We start from the raw sequence: 21,373 nt of genomic DNA on the forward strand, positions 1-21,373 counted from the left end.
GTCACTCCGTCTCGTGGTGGACGGCCGTTCCCGCGACCATCAGCTGGCCGAGCGCGAGACCGCCGTCGTTCGGGGGGACTTCGCCGTGCCGCAGGAGCGTGAACCCGTCCCGGTCGAGCAGGGCGGCGCACTCCTCCTCCAGCAGGGCGTTGGCGAAGACGCCGCCGGTGAGGGCGACGGTGGCCAGGCCGGTGGCCGCGCGGGCGCGACGGCAGATCTCGGCGACGGCCCCCGCCACCCCGCGGTGGAAGCGGGCGGCCAGTACGGGGGCGGGCGTGCCGCGGGCCCGGTCGCGCAGCAGGGCCCGCAGCATCGGCGTGGGGTCGCAGGTGAGGCGGTCCGTACCGCTCAGCCCGAAGGGGTAGGCCACGGTGTCCTCGCCTGCGGCCTCCAGCGCCGCCGCCTCCAGCTCCAGGGCGGCCCGCGCCTCGTAGTCCGCCCGGTGGCACAGGCCGACGAGGGAGGAGACGGCGTCGAACAGCCGTCCCATGCCGGAGGACGGCACACAGGCCACCTGCCGTTCCAGCTGGCGCCGCAGCACCGCGCGTTCGGTGTCCGAGCAGGCGGTGACGCTCGGCAGGTCCGGCGTCCAGGGCAGCCCCGACGCCCACAGCCGGGCGAGGGCCAGCCGGCAGGGGTTGGCGACGCCGGCGTCCCCGCCGGGCAGCGGGGCGGCGGCCAGGTGGGCGAACCGCCGGTAGCCGGTGTAGCCGGCGAGGAGCACCTCGCCGCCCCACATCGTGCCGTCGTCGCCGTAGCCGGTGCCGTCGAAGGCGACACCGATGACGGGTGTGGTGCCGTCCAGCCCGTGTTCGGCCATCGCGGCGGCGACGTGGGCGTGGTGGTGCTGTACGAGCACCGGGCCGGGCAGGCCGAGGCGGGCGGCCCGGGCGCGCGCCCGGCGGGCCGAGTGGTAGCCCGGGTGCCGGTCGGCGGCCACCCGCCGGGGGACGACCCCGGTGAGGCGGGCCAGGTGCCGCTCGGCCCGTTCGGCGGCGTCCAGGGCGGCCAGTTGACCCAGGTCGCCGATGTGCGGTCCGAGCCAGGCCTGGTCGCCCTCGCCGAGGCACAGGACGTTCTTGAGGTCGCCACCGACGGCGAGCGTGGGCCTCACCGGGACCGGCAGGCGCACCGGGCGGGGGACGTAGCCGCGGGAGCGCCGCAGCACCTGGGCGGTGCCGTCGGGGCGGACGCGCAGCAGGGAGTCGTCGCACGGGGAGGCGATGGGCCGGTCGTGGGCCAGCCGGGCGTCGGCGAGGCCGGCCAGCCGGGCCGGTGCCTCGGCGTCGTCGGTGACGATGGGCTCACCGGAGCGGTTGCCGCTGGTCATGACCAGGACGCGGGGGCCGGGGGAATCACCGGGCAGCCCGAACAGCAGGGTGTGGACGGGGGCGTAGGGCAGCATCACGCCGACGTACGGGCTGCCGGGGCAGACCTGGCCGGCGAGGTGGAGGCCGTCGGGGGGTGTGCGGCGGCGCAGCAGGACGACGGGGCGGTGCGCTCCGGTGAGGGCGGCGCGCTCCGCGTCGGAGACGACCGCGATCCGTTCGGCCGTGGCCAGGTCGGCGCACATCACCGCGAAGGCCTTGCCGCCGCGCTCCTTGCGGTCGCGCAGTTCGGTCACGGCCCGGGCGTCGGTGGCGTCGCAGGCCAGGTGGTAGCCGCCGACGCCCTTGACGGCGACGATCCGGCCGGCGGCCAGCAGCGCGCGGGCGGCGGCGAGGGCGGCGGCGTCCCGGGCCGGGCGGATCCCGGTCCCGTCGGCCGGGACCAGGGTGAGCCGCGGGCCGCAGTCGGGGCAGGAGACGGGCTGGGCGTGGAAGCGGCGGTCGGCCGGGTCGCCGTACTCCCGGGCGCAGGCGGGGCACATCGGGAAGCCGGCCAGGGTGGTGGCGGGGCGGTCGTAGGGCATGCCGGTGGCGACGGTGAAGCGGGGGCCGCAGTGCGTGCAGGTCAGGAAGGGGTGGCGGTGGCGGCGGTCACCGGGGTCGGCGAGTTCGCGCAGGCAGTCGGCGCAGGTCGCGGTGTCGGGCGGGAGCTGCGTGCGGCCCGGGGACCGCTCGGTGGCGCGGATGCCGAAGGGGCCGGTGGCGCCGGTGGCGGGGACGTCCTCGCAGCCGACGCCGGTCACGGTCGCCAGCGGGGGCGGCCGCTCGGCCAGCCGCCGGACGAAGAGGTCCACCTCGTCCGGCGGGCCCTCGACCTCGATGAGCACGCCGTCGGCGGTGTTGCTGACGAACCCGGGCAGCGCGAGGGCGGCGGCCAGCCGGTGCACGTACGGCCGGAAGCCGACCCCCTGCACCGTGCCGCGCACGGTGATCCGGCGGCGGACCGGACCGGCGACGGGCGCCGTCACGCGACGGGAGCGGAATCGGGGTGGTGGACGTGCGGGTGGGGGGCCAGCGGCGGGCGGTGCGCTGGCACCCCGTCACGGGCGGCGAGGGCACGGTCGAGGAGGGTGCCGACGCCGGAACCGGTGCGGGCGCAGGACCGGAGGATCTCCACGCCCGGGTTGACCTGGTGCACGTTCTCGTGGAAGAGGCTCTCGTCGAAGCCGGCCGGGCCCGCCAGGTCGGTCTTGGTGATGACCACGAGATGGGCGGAGCCGAACGACGTCGGGTACTTCAGCGGTTTGTCCTCGCCCTCGGTGACGGCCATCAGCACGACGCGCAGGGTCTCGCCGAGGTCGTAGGCGGCCGGGCAGACCAGGTTGCCGACGTTCTCCACGAACAGCACCGAGGTCTCCGGCGGCAGCCAGCCCGCCAGCCGGGCCCGGACCTGGCGGGCCTCCAGGTGGCACAGTCCGTCGGTGAGCAGTTGCTGGACCGGGGCGCCGGACCGGGCCAGCCGGACGGCGTCGTTCTCGGTGGCCAGGTCCGCGGTGAGCGCGGCCACCGGGACGCCCCGGTCCACCGCCCGGGCCAGGACCCGGCCGAGGAGTTCGGTCTTGCCGCTGCCGGGACTGGACAGCAGGTTGACCACGGTCACGCCCTGCCCGGCGAGGTCGCCGCGCAGGCTCGCGGCCAGGTCGTCGTTCTTGGCCAGGACGGCCTGTCTGACGTCGGACCGGCACATGGGCGCTGCTCCTCGGATGGGGTGACGGGGCGCGGGGCCGCAACGTGTGCGGCCCGGCGTCTCACCGATTCTGGGGGCCGCCGGGCGCCGTCGCGCGCAGCGCAGCCGGGGGCGGGGTACCGGATTCCACCGGGCGGCCCAACGGGGGCAGGGGTCCGGCGGGATCGGCGAGCAGGACGGGGACGAGCGTGTGCAGCGCGTCCACGGCCCGGTCGACCGCCTCCCGGACCGGGGCGCTCAGTCCCCCGAGGAGGTCGTCGCCGGCCGGCAGGACGCCGGGTTCGCAGGCCAGCACGAGGACCCTGGGCAGGGGTTCGTCGCCCAGGTGCCGGGCCAGGGCCAGCACCTTCGCCGGGTCCATGCCGTGGGCCTCGGGCACGACCGTCCCGTCGGGGGGTTCGGCCTCGATCAGCGACAGGGTGCCGGGGCGGTGCCCGCGGGGGGCCGCGTCGACCAGGACCGCGGTGGTACAGCCGGCCAGCAGGTCGTAGGCGAGGTCCAGGCCGCGGATGCCGTAGTCCCGCACCCGCGCCCCGGGCGGCAGCGGGCGTTGTGCGAGCGCGCGGATCACCTCGGGGCCGAAGGCGTCGTCGGCGAGGAAGATGTTCCCCACGCCGGCCACCAGGACGCGGGGCGTCACCGGACGCCTCCGGCGGCCGGGGCGAGCGGCCGGGGCGAGCCGGGCGGGCTCTTGCGGACGAAGGCCGAGCGCAGGGCGTGGTAGGGGGCCCGGGGGTCGAAGAAGATGGCGTGCATGCGGTCCAGTTCCGTCCGCCGGTGGTCGGCGAGGGGCCGTACCCGTTCGTCCGCCTCGCGGGCCGCCGCCTTGGCCGCGATCCGCCCGTCCAGGTCGGGGGCGCCGGCCAGCGCGGTCGCCAGCCTCCGCACCTCGGCCGCGAAGTCCCCCGGTGCGGTCGGCACCAGGCGGTCCACGAGGCCGAGCCGTTCGGCGGAGGCGGCGCTGACCGGCAGCGCCTCGGTGGTCAGCCGGCGGGCCTGCTCCGGACCTACGCGGCGCGGCAGGGTGTAGGTCCAGAACTCCGAGCCGTACAGGCCCATCCGCCGGTAGTGCGGGTTGAGGACGACGCCCGAGCGGCACCACACCTGGTCGGCGGCGAGGGCCAGCACGGCCCCGCCGGCCGCGGCGTTGCCGGCCAGGGCGGCCACCACCAGCCGGTCGGTGGTGCGCAGGACGGCCTCCACGAGGTCGTCCATGGCGTTGAGGTTGGTCCAGGACTCCTCGGCCGGATCGGGGGCGGCCTCGATGACGTTGAGGTGGATGCCGTTGGAGAAGAAGTCGCGGGTGCCGCCGAGGACGAGGACGCGGGTGGGGCGGGCGAGGGCCTCGGTGTACGCGTCGAGCAGCCGGCGGCACTGATCGGTGCTCATCGCGCCGCCCGGGAAGGAGAAGCCGAGGAAGCCGACGTCACCGTCCTGGCGGTAGCGGATGTCGGTCCAGGTGCGCCGGCCGGGCGGCAGTTCCGGTGGAACGGGGTCCTCCGTGAGCCGGAGACCGGGCCGGTGGGAGGCGAGCACGCTGACGGCCGGCCGGCGGAAGGGCGCCGGGTCGCCCGAAGCCCGGCGGGGGCGCAGCTCGGGGATCCAGACCGCGCCGTCCCGGGTGGCCCGGCAGACGGCCCCGGCGCGCTGGGCGAGCAGGGCGCCGGGACGGCCGCGCAGCCGGTCCTCGGGGTGCCCGCCGTGCAGGAACACCTCCAGGCCGAGCAGTTCGTCCAGGACACCCGGCTGGGAGTCGGCGCCGCGCAGTGCGCGCAGGACCGTCCCGGTGTCGTCGCGCTCCCAGTCGATGCGCCGCCGCTCCTGTCGGAAGGGGTCGCGCCGGACGACCCGGACCGACGCGTCGGTCTGCGGGAGAGGCTTGTGGGAGCCGCCCTCCGCATAGCGTCGTACGGCGGTCAGGACGGCGGTGACGGCGGCGTCGGAGGCCTCGTTGCGGTAGAGGTCGCTCTTGCCGACGGGCGGTACGGGGAACGGCTCGGCCGCCCAGATCGCGCCCGCGTCCATCACCGCCTCGGCCTGGAGCACGGTCACGCCCCACCGCCGCGCCCCGTCGGCGATGGCCCAGTCCAGCGCGGACGGGCCGCGGTCGCCCGGCGGGCCGGGGTGCACGATCAGGCAGGTGTGCTCGCGCCAGACGTCCTCGGGCAGGGCCGTCCTGAGCATCGGCGCGACGACCAGCTCCGGCCGCAGCTCGCGCACGGCGGCGCGGACCGGGTCGGGGCCGTGCGTGGCGAGCACCACGTCCACGCGGTGCCCGAGGTCAGACAGTTCGGCGTAGACGCGCTGGGAGAGGCTGTTGAACGCGCTGGCGACCAGCAGGATGTCCATGGCACGGCATGGTCGTCGCCGACCGGGGTGCCGCGAAGCACCGCCACGGCGTTTCGCCGGCCCCGGCCGGGACTCTTCCGCCATCCGGATCGCACGGCCGTCCCGCACCGGGGGCGCCGGGGTTGCGTGGGTCAGGCCGCGAGGGGGTGGTCGGGGGTGAGGCGGGCGAGGAGCTGGGAGCGGTGGAGCTCGGCCACCGGGGCGAGCAGGTCGGGGTGGCGGAGCAGGGCGGCGGCCCGGCGGTCACCGGCGTCGGGGTCGAGCAGCCGGCGGAACTCCACCGGTGCGGACGCGGTGTGCTCGCCCCCGGCGAGTGCGGCGACGGCGGCCCCCGCCAGCTCGGCGTCGGTGAGCAGCGCGGCGGCCCAGCTGGCCACGATCTCGTCCACCCAGCTGCGCCACGCCAGCTCCCCGGCCGGGTGGCCGTCGGCGGGTTCGGCGCCGCTCAGCCGGTCGAGGCGGGCCGCGCCGCCGGGTCCGGCCAGGGTGAGCAGGGCCGCGTCCATCTCGGTGGGGTAGCGCAGCCAGGCGGCCACGGTCACGGCCTGCCGGGCCTGCGCCTCGCACAGCGCGGCGGCCAGCGCGCCGCCGCACGGCGGGTAGGCGACGGTCAGCCAGCGTGCCGTCGCGGCTATCACGGGAGACAGGTCGGTGAGCACAGCCGGGCCGTCCGAGGTGCGCGGGGAAAGGGATCCACGTCAAGGTAGCCCGGCGCCGGGCATCTCGGGGAGGGGGTGCGAAACAGGTCATATGTGTCCTGGCCCACGTCGTGCGCCGGTCCGCCGGGTGAGGCGCCGAAGGACCACGTGTCGCCCGCCCGGGCCAGGGAACCCGGTGCGCGCCCGAACAGGGGCGAACGGACACGTGTCGGGGAGGTCTCATGACGACGGACGCCGCAGGCTACGACGAGCAGGGGGAGGTTCCCCTGACGCGATACGCGGCACTCGCCTCCGTCTTCGCGGCGGGCGTCGGCACGTTCGCGGCCGTGGCCCGGCGACGGGGGGTCCGGCTGCCGGAGGAGATGCCGCCGTGGGACGTCGCGCTGCTCGGCGCGGCGACGTACAAGGCGTCCAGGTTGCTGACCCGGGACAAGATCACCAGTTTCCTGCGGGCGCCTTTCACCCACCGCACGGGCGAGGGCGAGGCCAGTGAGGTCATGGACGAACCCCGGGGCAGCGGGCCCCGGCGGGCCGTGGGCGACCTCGTGGCCTGCCCGTTCTGCTCGGGCGCCTGGGCCGCCGGGGCCCTGGTCTGCTCCTACGTGGCGTCGCCCCGGCTCGCCCGGGTGGTGTGCGGGGGCCTGACCGCACTGACCATGTCGGACTGGCTGCACTACGCCTGGACGTGGACCCAGCACACCACCGAGGACTGAGCCCGCCGCGGCACCGGCCGCCCCCGTGGACGACGCGTCGTCCACGGGGGCGGCGGCGCGTGCCGCCGCCTATTCGTCGTCCGCCGTGAGGGTCACTTCGACGTCGAGCACGCCGTCGTCGTGGAACAGTTCCGACGCCAGCCGTGAGGGGTCGGCGGTGCCCTCCAGCCGGAGCAGGACCCGGGCGGCGGCGTCGGCGCGGTCGGGCAGCCGTTCGACCTTGACCTGGTCGATCCGGAAGCCGCGCCGGGTGCAGACCTCCATGAGACGCGGCAGCAGCGCCGTGCCGGTCCGGTAGGTCAGGCGCGCCTCGAAGGTCGCGGCGGCCGTGCCGGGGACCAGACGGCGCGAGAGCCGCGGGTAGCCCCGCACCACGAGGAAGTGCAGCGCCGTCACCACCAGGGCGAGGACGGGCAGCCCGCCGCCGCAGGCCATGCCGACGGCGCAGGTCAGCCAGACGGTGGCGGCCGTCGTCAGCCCCCGTACGGCGTCGCGTCGTACGAAGATCAGGCCGCCGCCGATGAAGCCGATCCCGGAGACGATCTGCGCCGCGACACGGGAGGGGTCGAAGGAGACGTTCTCCAGTCCCAGCACCGCGCTGAACCCGTGCTGGGAGACCTCCATCATCAGCGCGCTGGCGATGCCGACGAGGGTGTGGGTGCGCAGGCCCGCGCTCTTCTGCTGGGCCGCGCGCTCCCAGCCGATCAGGCTGGACAGCACCAGTGCCAGCCCGAGTTCGGCCAGTTGCCGCGGCCCCTGCCCGCTGTGGATGTCCCACAGCGGTGCGGCCAGTCCCGCTCCTGTCATGCGCACCTCGCACGATGATCAGCCGATCCTACGCCGCCTGCGTCCGTCCCGCGTCACGGCGGCGGCCGCGGCCGGCGCCGTGACGCGGTTCGGGAGCGGGGGTACCCGTCCGGGGCCGCCACACCCGCGGGACGGGCGCCACCGTCAGGACCTCGCGCGAAGGGACCGGCCTCATGCGGCACGACGAGATGATCGGGAAGGTGCAGGCGCTGGCCCACTTGCCGGACCTGGGAACGGCCGAGCGGGCCGCGGCCGCCGTGGTGACCACGTTGTCGGAACGGCTGCCGTCCGGGCTGGCCCGGCATGTGGCGGCGCAGTTGCCGCACGACATGGCGGCGGCCATGCGGGAGGCGGCCGACGCGGCGGCGGGACCGGACTCCGGCGCGTCGGGCGAGCGGTTCGGCCTGACCACCTTCGCCGGGCGCATCGCCGTGCGGGCCGGCACCGACGAGGACACGGCACTGCGGGAGGCCGCCGCCGTCCTGGAGGTGCTGGACGCCGCCCTCGCCCCGGAGCTGACCGAACGGATGGCCGGGGCGCTGCCCGCCGACATCCGCGAGCTGCTGCCGACCGGCCGGGCCGAATAGGGCGACGGAGCGCCCCGGGCACCGGCCACGACGAGGTGTGCCGTACCGACGCGGACCGGTACGGCGTGACCGGGACGGGCGTCACTGGTTGAATCCGTATGCGTACGCCCACTGGGGGCAGGCGAGGCAGTGAGGCCCCCCACTCGGAAAAGGTGCACCAATGGCCTTCTTCGCCGTCTCCCGGAACAAGCCGCTCCGCCTGCTCTCGATCACCGACCTGGTGACCGAGCACGACCGGATGCACGAGGAGATCCAGCAGCTGCGGCGCGCGGTCACCTCGCACGCCGTGATCGACCAGGCGATCGGCGCCGTCGTCGTCCTCGGGCGGATGGCGCCCGAGGAGGCGTGGCGGGCGCTGCGGGACGTCTCCCAGCACACCAACACCAAACTGCGGATCGTCGCCGAGCACGTCCTGGAGTACGTCCAGGGCGGCGCGCTCCCCGAGTCCGAGCGGGTCGAACTCGGGAAGGCGATCGCCCGTCACCGCCGGTGCGGCACACCTCCGGTCAACGGCGGCCGGTCGGGCTCCCCCGGCGGTGCCGGGCACGACGGGACGCCGGTGGCCGCAGCACCCACCGGTCCTCGACCTGGTCCAGCCCGTACAGCAGGACGCTGAGGACCGGGAACAGCAGAACCGCGACGATGATCACTGGGAGGCTCCCCTCCTGCCGGGGACACCGACGCGGGTGCCCCTGCACCGGCCGCCCACCCTCGCGGGCTGTGAAGGTCCTGTGACCGGACGGAACCGGTCGCGGGGCCGTCGCGGGGCCGGCCGCCGCCCCGACGGCCCACCGCACGCCCGCCCGGCGCGCCGCTTCACCGCCCTGTGCTTACGGTGCTGTGGAGGTGACCGGCCGTCCTGGGTGGTGGCGAGGAGGCGCGAGCGGTGGTGGGCGAGGAGCGCCGGCGGACGCCCGGGCGCCGCGACGGCGGGCGGCGGTCCGCGCGCCGCGTGCTGGGCAGCCGGGCCGCGTACTCCGTGCGGCTGCCGGCGCCGCCCCGGCCGGAGCCGCCGGCACCGCCGGCGGAGTGGACGGTGCCGTGGCTACGGGTCGCCGCGGCCTTCTCCTGGCGGCTGATCCTCGTCGGCGCCGTCGTCTACGGCGTCTTCAGCGTCCTCGGCAGCTTCCAGCTGATCGCCGTCGCCCTGTTCCTCGCGCTGGTGGTGACGTCCGTCCTGCGCCCGCTCACCGACCTGCTGGCCCGGTTCGTGCCGCGGCCGGTCGCCGTCGCCGTGTCGCTCATCGGCAGTCTGCTGTGCCTGATGGCCCTGTTCGCCCTGGTGGGCAGCGCGGTGGCGGACGAGTCGGGCCGGCTGCTGGGGGACTTCCGGGGCGGCACCCTCCGCATCCAGCAATGGCTCCAGCGGCCGCCCTTCCGGCTCAGGCCGGGCCGGCTCTCCGCTCTCCAGGACCAGCTGACCAACTACGTCTCCGCGCACCGGTCGGCCCTGCTGAGCAGCGCGGTCAACGAGTTCGGGCGGGTGGTGGAGGTGATCACGGGCGCGGCGCTCGCCCTGTTCGCCTCGGTCTTCTTCATCCACTCCGGGGAGAACCTGTGGGGCTGGGCACGCGACCAGCTGCTGCCCGCCGGCGCCCGGGACGCCTGGGACCGGGCGGGGCGGGCGGCGTGGCACAGCTTCGCCGGGTACACGCGGGGCATCATCATCGTGGCCGCCACCAACGCCGTCCTGGTCGGCGTGGCCCTGCTCGCGCTGCGGGTGCCGCTCGCGCTGCCGCTGGCCCTGCTGGAGTTCTTCGCCGCGTTCGTGCCCCTGGTGGGCTCACCGGTCGCCCTCGCGGTCGCCACGGTCGTCGCGCTCGCCGGGCGCGGCCCCCTCACGGCGGCGTGCGTGCTGGTCCTGATCGTCGTGATCGGCCAACTGGAGGGGCATGTGCTGCACCCGCTGGTGATGAGCTGGGCGGTGCGGCTGCACCCGCTGGTCGTCGCCCTGTCCGTCATCGCGGGCAGCATCCTCGCGGGGGTGATCGGCGCCGTCGTGGCGGTCCCACTGGTCTCGGTGGTCTGGGCGGTGCTGCGCGCCCTGCGGCCGGTACCCCCCTGACGGTCCGCCCGCCGCGCCCGCCGATGGTGCGGGCCGTCACAGCGCCGGAGCGCGGGCGGGGCGCATGGGCGGCCCCGACCGGTGGCACCCGGGTCACCGTGCGTGGGACAGGAGTGGCTTTGCAGGGTGTACGGCGGGATCTGTCGGAGGCGGCGAGGACGGTGCGGCGGGCCTGCGCCGGGCCGGGCCGCGAGCGGGACATGGCGCTCCAGGCGGTCAAGGCGGCGCTGGCCGCGTGGCTGGCCTGGGTGGTGGCGGGGTGGTGGCTGCACGCGCCGGTGGCCTTCGTCGCGCCGTGGGTGGCGATCGTCCTGGTCGAGTCGACCGTGTACCGGTCGGTCGCCCACGGACTCCAGCAGCTTGCGGCGATCGCGGCCGGCACGGTCGCGGCCACCGGGGCCGGACTGCTGCTGCACAGCACGGTGGCCGCGATGGCGGTCGTCCTCCCCCTGGCGATGCTGCTCGGCCGGTGGCGGCGGCTGGGCAGCCAGGGCATCAACGCGGCCACCGGCGCCCTGTTCGTCCTCACCGGCGGACCGGTCAGCGTCGCCACCTCCACGGCCCGGCTCACCGAGGCCCTGTTCGGGGCGGTCGTCGGCATCACCGTCAACGCGCTGGTCCGGCCGCCGCTGTACCTGCGGGACACCCGCACCGTGCTCCGGGACGCGACCCAGGAGGCCCACGACATCCTGCGGGAGGTGGCGGACGGGCTGGCCGGGGACCGCTGGGACGCCGAGGAGGCCGGGGCCTGGCACGAGCGGGCCCTGCGGCTGCACCGGCTGGTGGAGGAGGCCCGCGCCGCGGTCGAGTGGAGCCGGGAGAGCCTGCGGGGCAACCTGCGCGGCCGGCGCGCCGGCGCCGTGCCCCCGCCCGGCAAGGAGTACGACGACGCGCTCGTCGTCCTGGACTACGCGGCCGTGCACACCGCGGGGGTGACCCGCACGGTCATGGAGGCGGCCGCCGAGGACCGTCCACCGCCCCGCCCGCGGCCCGGTCCGGCCCGCCGCTACGCCGAGTTCCTGCGCCAGACCGCCCACGCGCTGCGGCTGTACAGCCACAGCCGGTTCGGCGACGCCTGCGAGGAGGAGTTGCGCGAGTCGGTGGCGCGGCTGCGCGACACGCTCACCGAGCTGCGCCGGGACCTGGCCCGCTCGGTCACCGACGATCCCGACGAGGTCGCCACGTACGGCGCGCTGCTCGCCCAGGCCCACCGGCTGGCCGGCCAGCTGGTCACCTCCGGCACGTGAGCGGGGCCGTCGTGTTCATGCCGTCTCCCCGGGGCCCCGCACCACCTGGAACAGGGCCGGCCCCACGCTGAGGACACCGTCGGTCAGCGGCCGGCAGCGCACTCCCCCGCCGCCGCGCAGGGCGCGCTGGGCGCCGGGGCCGAGGGTGGTGTCCATCCAGGCGCACGGCCGCGCGGCCCGGCGCACCTCCAGTTCGACGGGTCCGCGACCGCAGTCGAGGCGGACCGTCGCCCCGACGCAGGCGTCGATGTCGACGCCGCGCAGCAGGACGTTGCGCCGGGTGCCGAGCAGACCGGCCGGGTGGGGTCCCGGTGGCGGCAGCCGCTCGGCCGCCATGAGGGTGACCGAGGCGTCGCGGTGCGCGGGACGGTTGAAGTAGCGGTCACCGACGATGCCGAGGCCCGCGCGGACCTCGGCCGTCGGCACCAGTTCCCCGGGCGGCAGTTCGGGCGGGCCGTCGCCGGGCCGGCCCGCGAGCCGGTGCACCGGGGAGACCAGCAGCTGGACTATCTCGACGTGCGGCACACCCCGAGCCTGACCAGCGGGCGAGACGGGACGGGCTGCGGTGGGGGCGCTCAGCCGGTGGCGAACTCCCGCAGCGCGTCCGGGGAGCCGTTGAAACGGTCGTGGTCGCCGACCGTCGGGCCGGTGGAGGTGTACTGCCACATCGTGTGTGTCGTCCAGCCCGAAGGCAGCGCGCCGACCGTGGAGGCGTAGCGGGCGATCCACAGCGGGTTGGTCGCGCCGAAGCCGGCGTAGTCGCCGGTGCACTGGGTCCACCAGCTGGTGGCCGTGTAGATGACCGCGGCACGGCCGGTGCGGGACTTGTACCGGTCCAGGAAGTCCCGGATCCAGCTGACCATGCCGCTCTTGGACTTGCCGAAGCAGTCGGCGCCGTAGGGGTTCCACTCGATGTCGAGGGCGCCGGGCAGGGTCTTGCCGTCCTTGGACCAGCCGCCGCCGTGGGCCAGGAAGTAGTCGGCCTGGGCGGCGCCGCCGGAGGTGTCCGGGGTGGCGAAGTGGTAGGCGCCGCGGACCATGCCCACGTCGTACGCGCCGTCGTACTGCTGGGCGAAGTACGGGTTGGTGTAGGAGGTGCCCTCGGTGGCCTTCGTGTAGGCCCACGTGGTGCCGTCGCCCACCAGGGTCTTCCAGTTGACGGCTCCCTGATAGCTGGAGACGTCGACGCCCTCGGCTTGGGAGGCGCGGGGGACGGGGGGCGGGGTGCCGTCGGAGCCGTCGTGGGCGAGTACGCCGATGCCCATGTAGGCGGTGCCGCGTACGGGAACGTCCCCGGCCGGCAGGGGCAGGGCCGGGGCGCTCGACAGGAACAGCAGGAGACCGGTCAGGGTGCCGGTGAGGCACAGGGGGGACCGGCCGCGGAGAGGGGCTATGAGGTTTCGCACGCACTCCATCTGACCCGGGGTCGGGTCGTCCCGCACCCCGGGTACCGCCCAACGATGCCGTCCGCGGCCGGTCTTTGCGCCGTACGGGTGGCCGTCAGCCGTCGATGCGGTGCTGCGTCCAGAAGGAGGTCAGGTCCGTGCTCGTGGCGGCCTGGGCCGCCGCCTTGAACTCGGCCGTGGTGGACACGCCGTACCAGTGCGCGGTGGCGTAGTCCTTCAGCAGCTTGGCCATGGCGGTGTCGCCGAGGACGCGCCGCAGGTCGTGCAGGGCGCACTTGCCGTAGCCGTAGACGACGGTGGAGTACCGGGAGGAGTGCGCGTCCCAGTAGGCCATCGAGTTGGTGATCTTCTCGGTGCCGGAGGCCCAGGAGACGCTGCTCCAGCAATTGCTCCCGGTCTTGCCCTGGGCGAGGTCGGTGGAGTAGTCGGTGAACGCCTCGTCCAGCCAGGGGCTGGTGTACTCGTCGTCGCCGACGATGCCGTACCACCACTGGTGGGCGATCTCGTGGGTGAGGGCGGTGGTGCTGACCAGGTCCAGGACGAACCCGGGGTACTCCATGCCGCCGAACCAGTAGTTGTTGTCGATGACGGCGTCCAGCTCGCCGTAGGGGTAGGCGCCGTACCGGGCGGCGTGTGCGTCGACCGCGGACTTGGCGGTGCTGAGCATCGACTGGGCGCTGGAGGAGCTGATGCCCGAGACGGAGTACACGTTCACCGGGACGCCGGCGGCCGAGGTGCCGGAGATCTTGCTGAACGGTCCGGCGGCCCAGGCGAAGTCACGCACCTTGGACGCGGTGGCCGTGGTGACCGTGCGGCCGCTGGCGCCGGGGGTGTCGGTGGAGGTGCCGGTGGCCGGGACCAGCAGGCCGGTCGGGTGGTCCAGGGTGACCTTGAAGTCGGCGGCCAGGGAGTAGAACGACTCGCCGTTGTTGGTGTACGGGTCGAGGTGCCAGCCGGCGCTGTCGCGGACCGCGAGGACGGGCAGGGCGTTGCCGACGAAGTTGAACGCGCCGTCGTGGCCGAACCGGTCGGCGCCGCTGGGCACGGTGATGCCGAGGTCGAAGCCGATGGTGGCCGACTGGCCCTGGGCGAGCGGCGACGGCAGGTCGACCTCGAGGGCGGTGCAGGCCACGGAGAGGGCGCCGGCGGTGCCGCCGGTGACGTTGCTGACCTTGATCGGCATCGCGTCGCAGCTGCCGTGGTAGTTGTCCCACAGCCGCAGGTAGACCTGGCCCAGGGCGGTGGCGGAGGCGTTGGTGAAGGTGACGTTCTCGTGCCCGGTCCAGACGGAGCCGCTCGTGTCGCTGCTGAGGTTCACGGTGTACGCGGGTGCCGCGGGGGTGCGGGTGGAGTCGGCCGGTGGCGGCGTGGTGCCGCCGGAGGTGTCGAGGGTGACGTCGTCCAGGACGAAGCTCGTCTGGAGGCTGGCGTCCTCGGTGCCGGTGAAGGAGAGGTTGACCGTCTGGCCGGCGAACGACGACACGTCGAGCGTCTTGTGGACGTAGCCGGTGTTCGCGTCGAGGTTCGAGTAGGTGGCCAGCGTGGTGCCGCCGATCTTGGCCGTCAGCTTGTCGTAGGCGACGGACGTGGTGGTCTCGGCGGTGTCGGTGTGCAGCCAGAAGCCGAGGGTGGCGGTGGCGCACCCGGAGGGGATCGTCACGCTCTGGCCGAGGGTGTCGGTGCGGGTGCTGCCCGCGCCGTCCAGCCAGGCGTAGGAGCCGCCGCCGTGGGCGCTCTGCCCGGAGCGGCCGGTGATCACGGTGGACGGGGACTGGGTCCACGGTGAGGTGCCGCTCTCGAAGCCTCCGTTGCCGACGACCTGTTGGGGGGCGCAGGCGGCGGGGGCGGGGACCGCTCCGGCGGCGGCGGGGGTGCCGGGGAGTACCAGGGCGGCCACCGCGGCGACGGTGAGCGCACCGACGCCGAGGGCCTTGTGGGGGGTCGTTCTCACACGCTACTCCTTCGTGGCGGCCGGGGTTCCGGCCTGCTCGAAGGCCGCCCGGACGGGGTTCACCGGGGCGGCCGCGTACGGGGCTTGCGCGATCGCTGGTGCCGAGGAGCCCGTCGCGCCCCCATGGGGTCGGGGCGCCGACTGCCGGACGGCTGCCGAAAGAGTGACAGATTTGACCGGTCCATGCCAGATGGATAAAGCGGGCGCCTCAGCCCCCCGCACCGTCCCCGCCGGCCAGGGCGGGACTCAACCCGGCCCACGGGTTGGGCGGTTCGCCGGTCACCGGGCCGCACACCCCGGCACCCCGCCCGTGTGCCGTACGCACGGCGAGCGGTACCAGGGCCTCGGGAACCCCGTAGACCAGGTGGCACAGCCGGTCCGGCGGTTGCCGGGCGATCCAGGCCGGGCGGGTGAACGCGGAGACGTACGTCGACCAGTGCCCCTCGAAGGTGACGGTCAGGTCCCCCAGGTGGGTGTAGCCGGGCGCCGGGTGGACGCCCGGGTTGAGGACGACGGTGGTGGCCCCGAGCCGCCGCAGCCCGCGGACCAGGCGCCGGCAGGCGGCCAGCCCGTCCGGGCCGGCGGTGACCCGGTCCAGGAAGCAGCCGTCGGCCCCGTACCAGTCCTGGTGGCGGCGCATCTCCTCGGTGATCCGGTCCCGGTCCCGGACGCCGTAGTCGGTGTCGACGTAGCCGAGGAGGCGGGCGCCGGCCGCGCGCAGGGCCCGGGCGGCGGCGGTGAACGCGGGGTCGGGGGCGGTGCCGGGCCCGCTCGCCGGGTTGAGGACGACCGCGTAGGTGCGGTCCGCCGCCGCGATCAGCCGGTGCCAGGCGCCGGGGTCCTCGGCCGGGTGGACGTACAGCGGTACCAGCAGGCTCACGGCACGGGCTCCGCCTCGGCCGTCCACAGCGCGGTGAGGGCGTCGTCGAGGCTGTGGGCGGGCCGCCAGCCGAGGGCCCGGGCCGCGGCGGAGACGTCCGAACACTGCCAGGACACCTGCGCGGAGCGCGCCGAGCCGGCCGTGCTCTCCTCCACCCGCCCCCGGAAGCCCGCCCGCCGGGCCAGTCCGTGCACCAGCTCCCGGACGGGAACGGCGGTTCCGCTGCCGATGTTGAGCACGGTGGGCAGCGGCCCGGAGGTGGTGACGGCGCGTTCCGCCGCCCGGGCCACGTCCCGTACGTCGACGAAGTCGCGGTGCGCGGAGAGATCACCCAGGCGCAGCACCGCCTCCGGGTCCGCACCGGCCGAGCGGAGCAGCGCGACCAGCCGGCCGGGCAGGCTGGCGAGGGGGGCGCCGGGGCCGACGGGGTTGCCGATCCGCAGCACCACCGCGTCCAGGGCGGCGGAGGTCACCGCCACCGTGCCCGCCAGCTTGGTCGCGCCGTACGGCGTGACCGGACAGGCGGGCGCCGACTCGGCGACCCGCACCCCGGTGGTGCCCGGCCCGTACTCGGCGGCCGAACCCAGGTGCACCAGGCGGGCGGTGGGGGCCGCCTCGCGCAGTGCCGCGCAGAGGGCGGCGGGGCCGCGGGCGTTGACCTCCGCCAGGGTCACCGGGTCACCGCCGGTGGCGCCGGCGCAGTTGACCACGGCGTCGGGGGCGGCCGCCGTCAGGGTCTTCATGAGCAGCCCGGGCGGGTCGGCGGCGAGGTCGAGGCCGAACTCCGCGGCGGGGGTGCGGCCGGCGGTGGCGACCTGCGCGCCCGGCAGGGCGCGCAGCCGCTCGGCCACGTGGCGGCCCAGATATCCGGTGCCGCCGAGGACGAGAATGCGCATGTGGTACTCAGGCTCCCTTGAGCAGCAGGGACTTGCGGCTGGTGAACTCGGCGTTGGCCCGGTCGTAGTCGTCGGGACGGCCGATGTCGAGCCAGTAGCCGTCGAACTCGTAGGCGTGCGGCGGGTCCTGCTCCTTCAGCAGGTCCAGGACCAGTTCGTCGAAACCGAGCGGCAGGCCCGGGGTGTAGCCGTCCAGGGTCGCGCGGCTGAGGCCGTAGACGCCCATGGAGACGCGGTAGTCCATGCTGGGTTTCTCGGTGAAGGCGACGACCCGGCTCGCGTCGGTGATGAGCACCCCGAAGTCGATCTGGACCTTGCGGGCGTACGTGGCGATGGTCAGCGGGGCACCCGACCCCTGGTGGCGACGGAGTACGTCGGCGTAGTCGAGGTCGGTGAGGATGTCGCCGTTCATCACGAGGAACGTCTCGGGCAGCCGGTCCTTGAGATTGAGCAGCGGTCCCATGGTGCCGAGCGGACTCTCCTCGGTGGCGTAGTCGACGCTCATGCCCCACTGGGAGCCGTCGCCGACGTACGCGCGGATGATCTCGCCGAGGTGGCCTATCGCGATGGTGCAACGGGTGAAGCCCGCCGCCGACAGCTGACGCAGCACGATCTCCAGGATGGCGTGCTGGTCACCGATCGGGACGAGCGGCTTCGGCAGCGCGGTGGTGTAGGGCCGCAGCCGGACGCCCTTGCCCCCCGCCAGGATCACTGCGTGCATGGGCTCCTCCTTCGTGGATGTGTGGAACGGGGAAAGGTGCCGGTCGGGTCAGATGTTGTAGATGCCGGTCTTGTAGCGGGCCAGGTTGGCCGGGTCGCGAAAGAACTCCACGGTGTGGGCGAGGCCCTGCTCCAGGCTGTGGGCGGGCTGCCAGCCGGTGGCCCCGGCGAGCCGGGTGGCGTCGGCGACCAGCCGCATGACCTCGGAGTTGGCCGGCCGGATGCGCGCGGGGTCCTCGCGGACGTCGAGGGCGGTGTCCATCACCTTGCCGATCAGCGCGACGAGGTCGCCGACGGAGATCTCGCCGCCGGTACCGGCGTTGAAGGTGCGGCCGACGACCCGCTCGGCGGGTGCGGTGCCGACGGCGAGGAACGCCTGCGCGGTGTCCCTGACGAAGGTGAAGTCACGGGTGGGGCGCAGGTCGCCGAGGGTGATGGTGCGCTCCCCCGCCGCGACCTGGCCGATGACGGTGGGGATGACCGCGCGCATCGACTGGCGCGGGCCGAAGGTGTTGAACGGGCGGAGCGTGACGACCGGGGTGCCGAAGCTGGCGTGGTAGCTGTCGGCCAGCCGGTCGCCGCCGGCCTTCGAAGCGGCGTACGGGGACTGGGTGTTGATGGGGTGGTCCTCGGTGATGGGCACGGTCTGCGCGGTGCCGTACGTCTCACTGGTGGAGGTGTGCACCAGCCGGGGCGTGCCGAGCGCGCGGACCGCCTCCAGCACGTTGAGGGTGCCGGTGACGTTGGTGTCCACGTAGCTGTGCGGGGCCTGGTAGGAGTACGGGATCGCGATCAGGGCGGCCAGGTGGTAGGCGACGTCGGCGCCGTCGAGCAGGCCGCGGACCGAGCCGGGGTCGCGGACGTCGCCGAGGACGATCTCCACCTGGTCCAGGACGTCCGGGGCGAGGGTCTCCAGCCAACCGTAGGAGGAGAAGGAGTTGTACTGGGCCATGGCTCTGACCCGGTGCCCCGAGGCGACCAGGGCCTCGGTGAGGTGGGAGCCGATGAAGCCCTCGGCTCCGGTGACGGCGGCGAGCGGTGCGGGGGTCACGTCAGGGGTCCTTCCGGTCGGTGACGCGGGGGTGAGCGGTGTGTGGGTCAGGCGTGCCGAGCCGGCCGGCCGAGCAGCCGCAGGGCACAGGCCACCAGGCCCAGCAGGGCCGCGCCGCAGCACAGCGGCAGGGCGGCGCGGCCCGGCGGCAGGTGCAGCGCGGACACCGCGCCGGCCGTCGCGGCGGCGGCCAGACAGAGCGCGGCCGGGGGCCAGGCGGTGCCGAAGGCCTGGAGGAGCAGCGCGGTCCACAGGGTCGCCGCGAGCAGCAGCAGCGGGGCGGGTGCCGCCCCGGTGAGGTAGGCGGCCGGCAGCAGCGGCAGCACATAGGCGAGCAGGCAGCCGCCGAGGACGGCGGCGGAGCGCAGCAGGAACCCGGCGGGGGTGGCGGTGGCGCGCAGCGCGGCGACGGACAGGCCCCGGTAGCGGAACAGCAGCCACTCGGCGGGGCCCATGCTGACCGTCAGCACGATCACCGCGTACGGTTCGCGCCGCCCCTCCAGCAGGACCAGTACGCCCGCGGCCAGTCCGAACAGCCCGTACGGCAGCGACCACCGCAGCCGGGGCCGGGTGCCGGCGGCCGCGGCCGGAACGGCGAGCGCGCCGCGCAGGGCATGGCCGGTGCCCGCGAGGGTGGCGGCCAGGGCGAGCAGGGGCAGCCCGGTGCGCACCGCCGTGCCGGGATCCCACCAGGGCAGTACGGCGGCGCCCGCGACCAGCGGGGTGAGCGCGGCCAGCAGCAGCCGTTCCCGGGCGAGGACCAGCAGGACGCCCGCCGCCGCCAGGTACAGCGACTGCGCGGCGGCCACCGCGAGCACCGGACCGGCGGCACCGGCCGCCGGGACGGCGGACGCGGTGGCCAGGGCCGCACCCAGCGGCGCGCCCGTGAGCAGGGTGCGGGCGGCCTCCCGGCGGCCGGCGGCGAGCCGCAGGTGGGCGCGGTGGCCGAGGGCCTGCCCCCACGCCCAGGAGACCAGGCCGGCGGTGATCAGCGCCGCGGTGTGCCGGCCCGGGTGCCACAGGGGCGCGGTGAGCAGGTAGGCGAGTCCCGGCAGCGCGAACAGCACGCCGCGCAGCAGGCTGCGGACCGTGTCCGGGCGCCAGGGGTCGGCCGCCGGCGCCGGTTCCGGGAAGGTCCGGGGCACCTGCTCGTACAGGGCGGCGGCCAGGGAGAACAGCCCGGTGTGGCCGTAGCGCTGTCTGATCTCGTCGGCCGTGAGTCCCTCGGCCTCCAGCAGGGCGGCCACCTCGTAGGGGTGGACGGCCGGGCCGACGCGGTCGGCGAGGTCGGCGGCCAGCCGGCTGACCGCCTCCGCGTCGATGCCGCGTCTGGGCAGCCGCAGGGCCAGCGTGTGGTCCTCGCGGCGCGCGGGCGGCACGGCGAGCCGCAGCGCGAGGGTGTCCTGTTCGGCGCCGCCCGGTTCGAGCGCCATGGGCCCGCTCATCCGGAAAGGCTCCTCGCGGCGACGGGGAGCGCCTCGTCCCGTACGGCGGGCGCGCTGGACGGCCGGACATGGGCGGGGAGTTCGAGGTAGATCGAGCGGAAGGTGTCGATGGTCTGGCGCAGGGTGAACTGTTCGATCACCCGCAGCCGGGCCGCCTCCCCCATCGCCCTGCGCCGCCCGGCGTCGCCGAGCAGTTCCAGCGCGGCCGCCGCCATGCGGGCGGGGTCGCGCGGCGGGACGACGAGCCCGGTGCCGCCCACGGCCTCCCGGACGCCGCCGACGTCGGTGGAGACGGTGGCCCGGCCGCAGGACATGGCCTCGATGAGGGTGAACGGGAAGCCCTCGCTGATGCTGGAGAGCATCACGACGTTCCCGGCGGCGTAGGCGTCCTTGATGTCGTCGACGCGGCCCTCGAAGGTGACGGCGTCGGCGTGTCCCAGTTCGGCGGCAAGGGCCTCGCAGCGTTCCCGGTACGCCTCCCCGCCGCGCGGGGTGCCGCCGAAGAGCCGCAGCCGGGCCTCCGGGACCTCCTTGCGGACCAGGGCGAACGCGCGGATGAGGGTCTCCAGGTCCTTGATGGGGTCGACGCGGCCGGCCCAGCTGAGCGTGGGCACGCCGGGCTCGGGTCCGGCGGGCGGGAAGGCGGCCGGGTCCACACCGTTGTAGACGGTGCGGATGGCCTGGGGGTCGGCGCCGCCCTGTTCCTCCCAGAGGCGGTTGTAGCGGTTGCCGGGGGTGATCAGGGCGGCCCGGCGGTAGCTCTCCTCGGCCAGCAGCCGGAAGAAGCCGAGGACGAGGGCCTTCACCGGCCAGCGATAGGGGGCGGTGCGGTAGCCGAGGTAGCGTTCCCGCAGGTAGACGCCGTGTTCGGTGAGCAGCAGCGGCACGTTGTACCGCTCCAGCCCGGCGAGCCCCGGGAGCACGGCCACCCCGCCGCTGACCGCGTGGGCGACACCCTGCCGGGGCGGCGGCGCGGCGAGCGGGCGCAGGGCGTGTTCCAGCAGGGCGGTGGCGGTGACCGCGTCGTGCAGGGTGGGGCGGGCCTCCCGGACGGCGAGCCCCGGGCGGTTCCACACCGCGGCGAGGAGGGCGACGGCCCGGTCGCCGCGCAGGAAGGCGCTCAGTGTGCCGTCCTCGGCGGCCCGGGCCATCGTGTACAGCGCGGGCGCGAACCGGTCCTCGGCGTGCGGGTCGAGGAGCGCGGTGAGGAAGCGTTCGTAGGCGGCCGTGAGCTGGTTGCGGGCGCGGCCCCGGGGCGGGCGGCCCGGCGGCGGCGCGCCCCACATGGGTACGGGGAGCACGCTGTGGACGTGGGCGGGCAGGTCCCAGACGACGGGTTCGCGTCCGGTGCCGGTGACGGCGACGACGTCGAAGTCGAGGTCGGGCATGCCCTGGACGAGCTGGTCGCACCAGACGCTGACGCCGCCATGGCTGTGCGGATAGGTGCCTTCGGTGAGCAGGGTGACGTGCGCCGCGCCGTTACGGCGCGCGCCGTGCTGAACGTGCATCGATGGGGCTCCAC

Annotated in this window: 20 protein-coding genes; 5 read left to right on the top strand and 15 right to left on the bottom strand. The window is 75.3% G+C overall.

All coding sequences use genetic code 11. The annotated features are described in order from the left end of the window. Nucleotide 1: 1 nt before the first annotated feature. From hypF to ACIQVT_RS13590, 5 genes are all read right to left on the bottom strand, one after another. Entirely contained in the window at nt 2-2,356 is a 2,355-nt protein-coding gene (gene hypF / locus ACIQVT_RS13570; protein WP_403751609.1) for a carbamoyltransferase HypF, read from the bottom strand. After that, a complete protein-coding gene (gene hypB / locus ACIQVT_RS13575; protein WP_403751611.1) occupies nt 2,353-3,075 on the bottom strand; it encodes a hydrogenase nickel incorporation protein HypB in 723 nt (240 codons plus the stop codon). The genes hypF and hypB overlap by 4 nt, the downstream gene beginning before the upstream one ends. Before the next feature lie 61 nt (nt 3,076-3,136). Continuing rightward, the gene (locus ACIQVT_RS13580; protein ID WP_403751613.1) at nt 3,137-3,715 is read right to left on the bottom strand and encodes a hydrogenase maturation protease; all 579 of its coding nucleotides are present in this window, start codon (nt 3,713-3,715) and stop codon (nt 3,137-3,139) included. Next, nucleotides 3,712-5,424 carry a hydrogenase maturation protein gene (locus tag ACIQVT_RS13585; protein WP_403751615.1) on the bottom strand — a complete coding sequence of 571 codons (1,713 nt, stop codon included), beginning with the start codon at nt 5,422-5,424 and terminating at the stop codon, nt 3,712-3,714. The genes ACIQVT_RS13580 and ACIQVT_RS13585 overlap by 4 nt, the downstream gene beginning before the upstream one ends. Before the next feature lie 131 nt (nt 5,425-5,555). Beyond that, the gene (locus tag ACIQVT_RS13590) at nt 5,556-6,083 is read right to left on the bottom strand and encodes a hypothetical protein (RefSeq protein WP_403751617.1); all 528 of its coding nucleotides are present in this window, start codon (nt 6,081-6,083) and stop codon (nt 5,556-5,558) included. Between the two features lie 221 nt (nt 6,084-6,304). Here ACIQVT_RS13590 and ACIQVT_RS13595 point away from each other — a divergent pair, with 221 nt between their 5' ends. Further along, the gene (locus ACIQVT_RS13595) at nt 6,305-6,796 is read left to right on the top strand and encodes a DUF1360 domain-containing protein (protein WP_403751619.1); all 492 of its coding nucleotides are present in this window, start codon (nt 6,305-6,307) and stop codon (nt 6,794-6,796) included. 69 nt (nt 6,797-6,865) lie between these two features. Here ACIQVT_RS13595 and ACIQVT_RS13600 read toward each other — a convergent pair whose 3' ends face one another. After that, the gene (locus tag ACIQVT_RS13600; RefSeq protein ID WP_403751621.1) at nt 6,866-7,603 is read right to left on the bottom strand and encodes an MgtC/SapB family protein; all 738 of its coding nucleotides are present in this window, start codon (nt 7,601-7,603) and stop codon (nt 6,866-6,868) included. Between the two features lie 173 nt (nt 7,604-7,776). On the opposite strand from ACIQVT_RS13600, the gene ACIQVT_RS13605 reads away from it, so the two are divergent. The 4 genes from ACIQVT_RS13605 (at nt 7,777) to ACIQVT_RS13620 (ending at nt 11,502) form a co-directional block, all read left to right on the top strand. Then, complete coding sequence (locus ACIQVT_RS13605; protein ID WP_403751623.1) at nt 7,777-8,190, top strand: DUF2267 domain-containing protein; 414 nt, start codon at nt 7,777-7,779, stop codon at nt 8,188-8,190. A gap of 160 nt (nt 8,191-8,350) precedes the next feature. Further along, on the top strand, nt 8,351-8,806 hold the full coding sequence (locus ACIQVT_RS13610) for an ANTAR domain-containing protein (RefSeq protein WP_403751625.1): 456 nt from the start codon (nt 8,351-8,353) through the stop codon (nt 8,804-8,806). Nucleotides 8,807-9,076: 270 nt separating this feature from the next. After that, nucleotides 9,077-10,255, top strand: coding sequence for an AI-2E family transporter (locus ACIQVT_RS13615; RefSeq protein WP_403751627.1), 1,179 nt, complete (start codon nt 9,077-9,079; stop codon nt 10,253-10,255). A gap of 200 nt (nt 10,256-10,455) precedes the next feature. Further along, nucleotides 10,456-11,502, top strand: a complete 1,047-nt coding sequence (locus tag ACIQVT_RS13620; protein ID WP_403751807.1) for an aromatic acid exporter family protein — start codon at nt 10,456-10,458, stop codon at nt 11,500-11,502. A gap of 15 nt (nt 11,503-11,517) precedes the next feature. Here ACIQVT_RS13620 and ACIQVT_RS13625 read toward each other — a convergent pair whose 3' ends face one another. The 9 genes from ACIQVT_RS13625 to pelF form a co-directional block, all read right to left on the bottom strand. Continuing rightward, nucleotides 11,518-12,027 (bottom strand): molybdenum cofactor biosysynthesis protein, encoded by a 510-nt coding sequence (locus ACIQVT_RS13625; protein ID WP_403751628.1) that lies wholly within the window; start codon nt 12,025-12,027, stop codon nt 11,518-11,520. Between the two features lie 50 nt (nt 12,028-12,077). After that, nucleotides 12,078-12,917 (bottom strand): lysozyme, encoded by an 840-nt coding sequence (locus ACIQVT_RS13630; RefSeq protein WP_403751630.1) that lies wholly within the window; start codon nt 12,915-12,917, stop codon nt 12,078-12,080. Nucleotides 12,918-13,002: 85 nt separating this feature from the next. Further along, the gene (locus tag ACIQVT_RS13635; protein ID WP_403751632.1) at nt 13,003-14,859 is read right to left on the bottom strand and encodes a M1 family aminopeptidase; all 1,857 of its coding nucleotides are present in this window, start codon (nt 14,857-14,859) and stop codon (nt 13,003-13,005) included. A gap of 208 nt (nt 14,860-15,067) precedes the next feature. Further along, a complete protein-coding gene (locus tag ACIQVT_RS13640) occupies nt 15,068-15,739 on the bottom strand; it encodes a spherulation-specific family 4 protein (protein WP_403751634.1) in 672 nt (223 codons plus the stop codon). Next, nucleotides 15,736-16,635 carry an NAD-dependent epimerase/dehydratase family protein gene (locus ACIQVT_RS13645; RefSeq protein WP_403751636.1) on the bottom strand — a complete coding sequence of 300 codons (900 nt, stop codon included), beginning with the start codon at nt 16,633-16,635 and terminating at the stop codon, nt 15,736-15,738. Before ACIQVT_RS13645 ends, ACIQVT_RS13640 begins: the two co-directional genes overlap by 4 nt. A 7-nt stretch (nt 16,636-16,642) precedes the next feature. Next, nucleotides 16,643-17,356 (bottom strand): NDP-sugar synthase, encoded by a 714-nt coding sequence (locus ACIQVT_RS13650; RefSeq protein WP_403751638.1) that lies wholly within the window; start codon nt 17,354-17,356, stop codon nt 16,643-16,645. A 48-nt stretch (nt 17,357-17,404) separates the two neighbouring features. Continuing rightward, the gene (locus tag ACIQVT_RS13655; RefSeq protein WP_403751640.1) at nt 17,405-18,406 is read right to left on the bottom strand and encodes a GDP-mannose 4,6-dehydratase; all 1,002 of its coding nucleotides are present in this window, start codon (nt 18,404-18,406) and stop codon (nt 17,405-17,407) included. Nucleotides 18,407-18,453: 47 nt separating this feature from the next. Further along, a complete protein-coding gene (locus ACIQVT_RS13660; protein WP_403751642.1) occupies nt 18,454-19,851 on the bottom strand; it encodes a hypothetical protein in 1,398 nt (465 codons plus the stop codon). Further along, complete coding sequence (gene pelF, locus ACIQVT_RS13665; RefSeq protein WP_403751644.1) at nt 19,848-21,359, bottom strand: GT4 family glycosyltransferase PelF; 1,512 nt, start codon at nt 21,357-21,359, stop codon at nt 19,848-19,850. The genes ACIQVT_RS13660 and pelF overlap by 4 nt, the downstream gene beginning before the upstream one ends. Nucleotides 21,360-21,373 lie beyond the last annotated feature (14 nt).

The sequence above is a fragment of the Streptomyces sp. NPDC100445 genome (assembly GCF_044759735.1).
In the GTDB taxonomy this organism is placed as follows: domain Bacteria; phylum Actinomycetota; class Actinomycetes; order Streptomycetales; family Streptomycetaceae; genus Streptomyces.